1 rRNA gene is annotated in these 1,522 nt (G+C 56.7%); it reads right to left on the bottom strand.

The features are described 5' to 3' along the window. Window positions 1-22: 22 nt before the first annotated feature. Window positions 23-1,522 (bottom strand): 23S ribosomal RNA (locus tag ACZ6IM_RS42595); the annotation flags it as partial.

The following is a 1,522-nucleotide window of genomic DNA, read 5'->3' as shown; positions in this document are numbered from 1 at the left end:
AACACAGTGGACGCGAGCAACTGAGGACAAGCCCTCGGCCTATTAGTACCGGTCACCTCCACACCTCACGGTGCTTCCAGATCCGGCCTATCAACCCAGTCGTCTACTGGGAGCCTTACCCCATCAAGTGGGTGGGAGTCCTCATCTCGAAGCAGGCTTCCCGCTTAGATGCTTTCAGCGGTTATCCCTCCCGAACGTAGCCAACCAGCCATGCCCTTGGCAGGACAACTGGCACACCAGAGGTTCGTCCGTCCCGGTCCTCTCGTACTAGGGACAGCCCTTCTCAAGACTCCTACGCGCACAGCGGATAGGGACCGAACTGTCTCACGACGTTCTAAACCCAGCTCGCGTACCGCTTTAATGGGCGAACAGCCCAACCCTTGGGACCGACTCCAGCCCCAGGATGCGACGAGCCGACATCGAGGTGCCAAACCATCCCGTCGATATGGACTCTTGGGGAAGATCAGCCTGTTATCCCCGGGGTACCTTTTATCCGTTGAGCGACGGCGCTTCCACAAGCCACCGCCGGATCACTAGTCCCGACTTTCGTCCCTGCTCGACCCGTCGGTCTCACAGTCAAGCTCCCTTGTGCACTTACACTCAACACCTGATTGCCAACCAGGCTGAGGGAACCTTTGGGCGCCTCCGTTACTCTTTAGGAGGCAACCGCCCCAGTTAAACTACCCATCAGACACTGTCCCTGATCCGGATCACGGACCCAGGTTAGACATCCAGCACGACCAGACTGGTATTTCAACGACGACTCCACCCACACTGGCGTGCGAGCTTCAAAGTCTCCCAGCTATCCTACACAAGCCGAACCGAACACCAATATCAAACTGTAGTAAAGGTCCCGGGGTCTTTCCGTCCTGCTGCGCGAAACGAGCATCTTTACTCGTAGTGCAATTTCACCGGGCCTATGGTTGAGACAGTCGAGAAGTCGTTACGCCATTCGTGCAGGTCGGAACTTACCCGACAAGGAATTTCGCTACCTTAGGATGGTTATAGTTACCACCGCCGTTTACTGGCGCTTAAGTTCTCAGCTTCGCCCCACCGAAATGGAGCTAACCGGTCCCCTTAACGTTCCAGCACCGGGCAGGCGTCAGTCCGTATACATCGCCTTACGGCTTCGCACGGACCTGTGTTTTTAGTAAACAGTCGCTTCTCGCTGGTCTCTGCGGCCACCCCCAGCTCAGAGTGCAAGACTCGTCACCAGACGTGGCCCCCCTTCTCCCGAAGTTACGGGGGCATTTTGCCGAGTTCCTTAACCATAGTTCACCCGAACGCCTCGGTATTCTCTACCTGACCACCTGAGTCGGTTTAGGGTACGGGCCGCCATGAAACTCGCTAGAGGCTTTTCTCGACAGCATAGGATCATCCACTTCACCACAATCGGCTCGGCATCAGGTCTCAGCCTTGATGTGCGACGGATTTACCTATCACACGGCCTACACCCTTACCCCGGGACAACCACCGCCCGGGATGGACTACCTTCCTGCGTCACCCCATCACTCACCTACTA

It is taken from the genome of Streptomyces sp. NPDC042336, from assembly GCF_055581985.1.
Note: the sequence above shows the minus strand (reverse complement) of the source record. Positions and strands in the feature narration are given on the sequence as shown.